Origin of the sequence: Bartonella sp. AP72JLCBS, assembly GCF_042195705.1 — a bacterium.
In the GTDB taxonomy this organism is placed as follows: Bacteria; Pseudomonadota; Alphaproteobacteria; order Rhizobiales; family Rhizobiaceae; genus Bartonella.
In genome coordinates, this window is the sequence record NZ_JBHIOU010000030.1 from 1 (window position 1) to 6,785 (window position 6,785).

Here is a 6,785-nt window from a genome sequence, read left to right on the forward strand (position 1 = left end):
GTAGGGGAAGAACGTATAGGTATCTAATTTACGCGCATAAAGGCTTTGTAGAAATTAAATCTAAACTCAGATTCTCTTGGTTCTTATGTCATCTCTCCCTTTGTCCTATGTGTAGCCTGTATATCGTCATCCTCAAAACAATCTGCTAACTTTTTGTAACAAAAAACTGCAAACAATTCCTTGAACTCCAAACTATCTATACCACTAAATACTAAGGGGGGCGTATAGCTGGCCTAAACTTTCTTTACAGAAAACAAAAAAACAAAACGCTGCATAAGAAAAACTCAAATGCTTGAATTTTTTCTTTCAACGTATGCGCTGATATTTGCTTGCATATCGTCTTAAAAATCCATTTTCCACCAAGATTCGTCTTAATCTCGCAAAATCTAAAGTAAAAAGGCTACATATTTTTGATGTTTCCGTTTCGCGATAGTTTTTCCTATTTTAAATGCTTCTGCAATTTTTGTAAGTATATCTTCTGTTATCTAAATGGCGATCGCTAAAAATTTCCATATTTCGTACATTTTTATCTTCTAGCGCTTGCCATAATTTATCGATTGCTTGAAATCCCTTTGTTGTGTTTTGAATAAGACCAAGGTTTAAAAGGCGATTAATAGATTTGTGAATGTTTTTGGTCTCTGAATTGACAAGTTTGAGGATATCAGAAAGAATTTTAGCACCAAGTATAATAACAGTATAGACAGCGCGTAGTGTCGGTGAGGTCATGGCAGAAATGAGCGAATTATAAGAAAAATGATTTGGCTGTATTGCACATGGATATCAATAGAATATTATTCGTGCAGAATGTAGCTACCTTACGCTTGTCTACCCCATAATCCTTTAAGCTATGAGACAATTTGCAACGGCGTTTACAGAGCAATCTTTAGAGACCGTTTTGAGCTTTTTTGCCGCAGAGTGTGTTCAAAATCATAATTGAGTGATTTATGGCGAAGTGTTTTGAGTGCTCTTGTTGTGCCACCGGTTGTAAAAACTATATGTGACATGGAAGCTGCTTATTTTTTCGTTTGCATGAGGCAAAGGCAAGAAGCAAATGCGGAGGCACCAACAATCATGCAAAAGGTGAAAGCGATATGATTGTTGAAATGGCTGATAATCCATCCACTTGTCCATGAGCCGGCGGCTTGGCCAATATTTGAAATAACAAGAATATAACTGAAAAGAACACTGGCAGAGAGGGATGAGGTTGTTTTCCCTGCTTGATAGTATATTTCTGGAATCATGACAGATTCATAGACACTGTAGGCAATTAACGCAGTCACAGCGGTAAAGACCCCACCTATGAGGAAAAATGAGGAGAAACTTCCCATAAAGCAGAGCAGATAAAAAGTTGATTTATCGGAAAGGCTGAGATGTTTATTAATTATTCCTTGCCAGATACAAATACTGATGCCAACAATTGAAAAGAAAATTCCACTATAAGGGGCGAGATTGCTGTCAAATTTACTGAGAAGTGTTGTGGTGGTGATGAAAATTCCCATGAGGAATGCACAAAACAAAGCCGTGACCAGCAAATAAGCAATAGAACGATTATGTATTATTGTTTTTAAAGAAGAAAGAAGAGCTTTTTTTGTTTTTTTATTCTTTTCAAGAGATAATGTTTTATGCGGGTAATGATAAACAATTTGAATGGATAGAACACAAAGATACAAACCAATGAGTGCAAAAAAAGCCATTAAGAAGGTTGATGCGTTGTATTTTATGGCACTCGTTGCAACAAGAGGGGCGATAACGACAGCAGCATTTTGAAAAAAAGAATAGAGAGTTAATGCGCGTTTAAGAGCATTTTCATTGAGATGTTCTGATAAAATTTCTCTCAAAAATGGCTTTGAAATTGCTTTCGAAAAAGCCATTAAGGTAAAAAAGATCAACCATGCAGAAGGTGTGAGCGATAGGATAATGCACACAAAAGCGCTACTCCTTAAAATAAAGGCGGTAGCCATTAAGAGTTTACGCGAAAATCTTTCTAATAAACCTGTTGTGGTTACCATGAGAATGCTTTCAAGGATTACCGATCCAGCGAGATAAAAAGCAACATTGGCAGCAGTTATGAGAGAAGAGTTTCCAAGCAGAGGGAGTACAAAGAAAAAGGAAAATTCAGAAAGAAAAACTGTGCTATAGATGAAAAAAGGAATTTTATTTTTGCCCATGGAATTTCCATAGAAGTGTTGTTAAATGATCAAAGACATTTTGTTGTATCTTTTGAGGAAGTTTTGCCAGCCCTATTTCTGCTGTGCACATTTCGTTGAAATAGTATCTTTCTTGATTCACTAGCCAGTCCAATGCAAGAATATTGTTTTTTCTACGATGTTTTTAGAAATATCGAGCATGATTTGGATTGAGCAACAACACTGTGCCCAGATGTTCGCGCAACAATCGTAAGATCATTGAGACCTTGATCCTATATCTTCTCCTGATGGTTTTGACTATTTCTAATTCTTTTTGATAACCACCCAATCCTTTTTGATAACCAATTGGCATCCCGCACTCTTGTTCCTCCCCATTGCATCTCTTGCGAAGAGGGCACGCTAATCTCATCTCCATAGATTGTCAACATATGAATGGGATGAATGATTTTGTAACCTTTTAATGAAATTATATTTTTTTAGTGGAAGGTTATTCATTCTCTTGAAATAGAGAAGAAAAACGATAGCGTTCGCTAATCATTTTTCAATTCTCTTTTAGCGCATGCGTTGATATTTTCCTCCATGGCGTTGTAAAAAACCTCTCTCAACAAGAGTGCGTCGTAATCGGGCAAAGTCTATCGTAAAGAGGTTGCATATCTTGGAAACTTCCGTTTCGCTATAGATTTTTTCCTTCTGAAAGGCTTCACCAATTTTTGATAGCATCTCTTCTGTTTCTAAATGGCGGTCGCTTAAATTTTCCCTATTCCGCTCATGTTTATTTTCTAGCATTTTCCACACTGTCTCTTCGGCTTGAAATCCTTCTGTTGTGTTGTGAATAAGTCCGAGATTCAAAAGGCGATTGATGGATTTGTGAATGTTTTTGGCATCTGAATCGACATGTTTGAGGATATCAGTAAGATTTTTTGCACCAAGGATAATGGCGGCATAAACAGTACGCAGTGTCGGTGACGTCATGGCAGAGATCAGTGAATTGCGGGTATTGCGTTTGTGAAGGGTTTCTTTCCCCATGGGCAAAAGATCATTGCGAATGGGCAGTTCATTGATTTCTATGAGTTCTGCTTGTAGCGATTGTGCGCGTACAATTTGTTCGGCAGAGGTGCGTTTGCGAATAATCCCCAGACCACCTTGGCGATATTTGTGGTTTTCGGGGAGTGTTAAAGCTTCATAGGAGCCATCAAGCCGGTAGAGAATTTCTTCCCAGATGGGAGTTCTAACACGTCGAACCCGTTGTTCGCCATTGAGAGCAATTGTTGTTGTTATGGTTGGTTCATGCAGAAAAAGATAACCACCCGCGGTGATGTGTTCCCAAAGGGTTATAACAAATCGCACGTCATCTGCGGGCGTTCCAGCATCAAGCCAAGCAAAATCTATTGGTCCCCAAGATTTGAGCGTTTCATCATCAAGAGAGAAAAAATTCTCATGGATAAATGTTACAGTATCTTTTTCAATACCGCCTTGAAGCAGTTCTTGCCATGCTTCTTCGGCTGATTGACCTTCGACTGTAAAATCATCAATGGTGATAAGCCGAGGTTCGTAATTCTCAAGGATTCCTGAAGGATCAAGCAAAGCTGTGCGCTCTTCCCAGGTGGAAGATTCTAAAAGTTTTTTATCTTGTTGCCATGCTTGTTTTGCTTTTTGCAGTGCTTTAGCAATCAAGCGCGTACTATCACCAGCACCGATTTCAATGACTGTGCGCGGTCTTGCCATTTGAATAAGCGCATAAATGAGCTGTGCACTATTTTCTGTTCCCATGCCAGGTCTTATCAGCTGCATCTTTTTATCCTTATAATTTTACCAATCGTAGCATTCCTGCTTTTATAAAAAACTTTATTGAATCCTCTAGCGGATATTGAATACGTATTGGTGTGGTGGCTTGCTTCAAGAGATGTTTTGTTTTTTCATGAAGCCGGATTGTACGCCCATTGAGTTGATTAATGGCAAGACTGCCAAGAGAAGAATCTATGATAATACATGTTGGCTCTCGTAAAAGAGCGGTTGCATCATTTTCTGAAAATGCTTTTTGATCTGTTTCGATGAGACCGTGTTGTAAAAGTGATATCAAAAGACTTCCAGAGGCAAGAAGAGTACCATTGAATTGTATTTCCCTCAGTGATTGGACAAGGCAGCCTTCACGAAGTGCTTCAAATGTGGGAAAATCGAATCCGCCAAATGCCGCTCCTTTTGTAGAAACAATGGTGATGGGTTGTATTTGCCGTTTGCCAATGAGTGCTGGTTTGTTTTTTATTATTTGTACATCTTTTGCCCATTGAACGCGTGATAAAGGATTGAGTTCACTTGGGTAGACAGCGAAAGAATTGATGGCTATGGGCGGCGTTGGTTTTTGCAATTCAAGCGTGTGGATGTTTTCATTCAAGTCATGTTGCATGGTGTTTGCAAGTTGCCATACATAACCGCCTGTTCCATTGTAAAAGTTTAAGCCTATAGGGTCTTGTTGCATGATGTTATCGTTTTTTTTACTTTAAAATATCAAGTTTTGGGGAGGGTTGTTAGTTGCTCTACATTAAAGAGTGGTTTATCAAAGTCCTATTGGGTTGGTATGGGGTTGCATGGGATACAACGATTTGATAGGGATTTTATTGAAATTTGATTGGGTGGTGATTGTCATGTCCTTTTGGGGTGTATGGTTTGCTTGAGAAAAACGCCTCGTCCACTAACCATTATCAAATTCTCTCTGTTTTTTTTGTACGGCACTGTTCACAATAAAACCTAAGATGCCTGTGATCATTGTGGCGATGCCAATGATAAACAGTGTGCTTTGGGTGTGATGCACTTTTACAAAACCGGCTCCTAGAAAGCCAAGGCACACCGCTGTTTGTATGATAAAGATATAGGCAGGCATTTGGTTGTTTCGGTGTTCTTTCTGAATGGCTTTCATCATAAAACTTGCCATCAGAGCATTTTGCACGCCGTTAGCACCCCCAAGGATGAAAAATGACAGCATCATTAACCATACAATATGTGTTAAGGAAAAGCAGAAAATTGCAAAACCAATTATTGTAGCGGCAAGTGATGCACCAGCGGCATTGCCAAAGCGATGAAAAAGGCTGGAGAAACAGAGTGGACCAACCACGAGGCCAAGACTTAACATGCTTGTGATTACCCCATAGGTTTCTGCACTGAAGTACAGCTCAGTGCGGATGCGGACAATCGATAAGACGTTGAGAGCAGAGGTGAGGATGATGGTAATGATGAGGGGAGAAAGAGCATAGACAACATTTTTTTTACGCAAGAGACCCGTTAAATCTAGCCCTTTTTTGCTTTTTTGCGTTGTGTTTGTCGTTTGTGTATGAATTTTAAAACTTTTAAAACAGAAGAGAGTGATAAAGGTAGCAAAAAGAACCATGATTGACAACACAAACAATCCTTTTTGCCCGTTTGATATTCCATACAACACGCCCCCTAACAGTGGTCCTGCAATATAGCCAAGATTACGAACTGTTTGGATAATGCGGTTGATACGGTCTAATTGCTGATCATTGGTTGCAAATTCTGGGACGGAAACGAGGATAGCAGACCAAAAGAGTGAACCAGCACAACCTAGTGCGAAAGAAAGGGCAATATAAACCCAAAATTGGTTGGCGATTGCAGCTGTGGCTATAAAGAGTGCTTCAAACAATAAAACAATGGGTACTGTTCGCGCTGGTTGGAAGTGATGCAAGAGGCGTGGTGCAATTGGTCCGGCACAAATTGCCCCGACAAGCCCTGCAAACAGCAGCATTGAAATAGATGCTGTGCTTTCTGCTAAGTGGAGAGCAAATGTAACTTGTGCTGTTTCATCGGCAAAGCTGCTAAAGCCCAAAACAAGGAAAAGCCCCATTTGGGTAAAAATCATGGATTTTTTCTTTGTCACAATGCTCCTCCCCAAGAGGTTATAAGGTACAATTTTCTTCTACGTGTTTATGGTATATCCCATGCTTTGTATAGTTTTTCTTGATGATCAGTTGAGAAAGGAAGTTTTCAGAGCTCTTTTCCAAAACAAGCACAATGCCTATTGGCAGCGATGAGCAACTCCTTATGTTTTTTTTAAGGGGAGTATTAAGGATGATGGGCTGGTGAAGTTGTCTGATATGAGAGACAATGATACAAAAAGACAATCAGAAAATTTTGCAAAAAAGCTGCAGTATGCGTGCAGCTTTTTATGTATTTGCTTTAAAGGTAGACGTTTTAAAGCATGAAAGTGTCCTTACGGCTTCTATAACCATAATAGCCAAAAACACTGGAAATAATGGCGCCTACCAGACTTCCTAAAAAGCCCCACCACCCCATATTGGAGGCTGTTTTTGTGGCTTTAGTTGCAGTGTTTTTTGCTCCCTTGATCGTATCCTCAAGATTGTCTGAGAGTGTTTCTGCCCGTTCTTCAAGGGCTTTGATGGCTTTTTCGGTCTTTTCCTCTGCGCTTTGATAGAGTTGAACAGCATGGTTGGCTGCTGTTTGTGCATCCGAACGGGACATGCCATCGGTCACAAGGGCCTTAATGATATCACTTCGATCAAATTTTGTCGTGAGATCTTCTACACGATCGGACAGGCGCTCACCAAGATTTTTTAAAGTGGTGCGATAGTAAGAAGGATCATTTTTGAAAGCTGTTATCGCAGAACC

General features: G+C 39.6%; 5 protein-coding genes and 2 pseudogenes. All 7 read right to left on the reverse strand.

The genetic code is table 11. From position 1 onward, the window contains the following. Nucleotides 1-306 precede the first annotated feature (306 nt). Nucleotides 307-429, reverse strand: a pseudogene (locus ACFILO_RS08835) (DUF2087 domain-containing protein); the annotation flags it as partial. Between the two features lie 15 nt (nt 430-444). Beyond that, nucleotides 445-726 (reverse strand): hypothetical protein, encoded by a 282-nt coding sequence (locus ACFILO_RS08840; protein ID WP_375678158.1) that lies wholly within the window; start codon nt 724-726, stop codon nt 445-447. Between the two features lie 287 nt (nt 727-1,013). Beyond that, nucleotides 1,014-2,168 (reverse strand): MFS transporter, encoded by a 1,155-nt coding sequence (locus ACFILO_RS08845; RefSeq protein WP_375678159.1) that lies wholly within the window; start codon nt 2,166-2,168, stop codon nt 1,014-1,016. 531 nt (nt 2,169-2,699) lie between these two features. After that, nucleotides 2,700-3,938, reverse strand: a complete 1,239-nt coding sequence (locus ACFILO_RS08850) for a DUF2087 domain-containing protein (RefSeq protein ID WP_375678160.1) — start codon at nt 3,936-3,938, stop codon at nt 2,700-2,702. Nucleotides 3,939-3,948: 10 nt separating this feature from the next. Next, nucleotides 3,949-4,623, reverse strand: a complete 675-nt coding sequence (locus tag ACFILO_RS08855) for a hypothetical protein (protein ID WP_375613882.1) — start codon at nt 4,621-4,623, stop codon at nt 3,949-3,951. A gap of 213 nt (nt 4,624-4,836) precedes the next feature. Continuing rightward, a complete protein-coding gene (locus ACFILO_RS08860; protein ID WP_375654132.1) occupies nt 4,837-6,036 on the reverse strand; it encodes an MFS transporter in 1,200 nt (399 codons plus the stop codon). A 314-nt stretch (nt 6,037-6,350) separates the two neighbouring features. Next, nucleotides 6,351-6,785 (reverse strand): annotated as a pseudogene (locus ACFILO_RS08865) (DUF3792 domain-containing protein); the annotation flags it as partial.

Coding starts and splice junctions, on each gene's coding strand:
- ACFILO_RS08850 (WP_375678160.1), bottom strand. CDS start 3,938: ATGCAGCTGATAAGACCTGGCATGGGAACAGAAAATAGTGCACAGCTC.
- ACFILO_RS08840 (WP_375678158.1), bottom strand. CDS start 726: ATGACCTCACCGACACTACGCGCTGTCTATACTGTTATTATACTTGGT.
- ACFILO_RS08855 (WP_375613882.1), bottom strand. CDS start 4,623: ATGCAACAAGACCCTATAGGCTTAAACTTTTACAATGGAACAGGCGGT.
- ACFILO_RS08845 (WP_375678159.1), bottom strand. CDS start 2,168: ATGGGCAAAAATAAAATTCCTTTTTTCATCTATAGCACAGTTTTTCTT.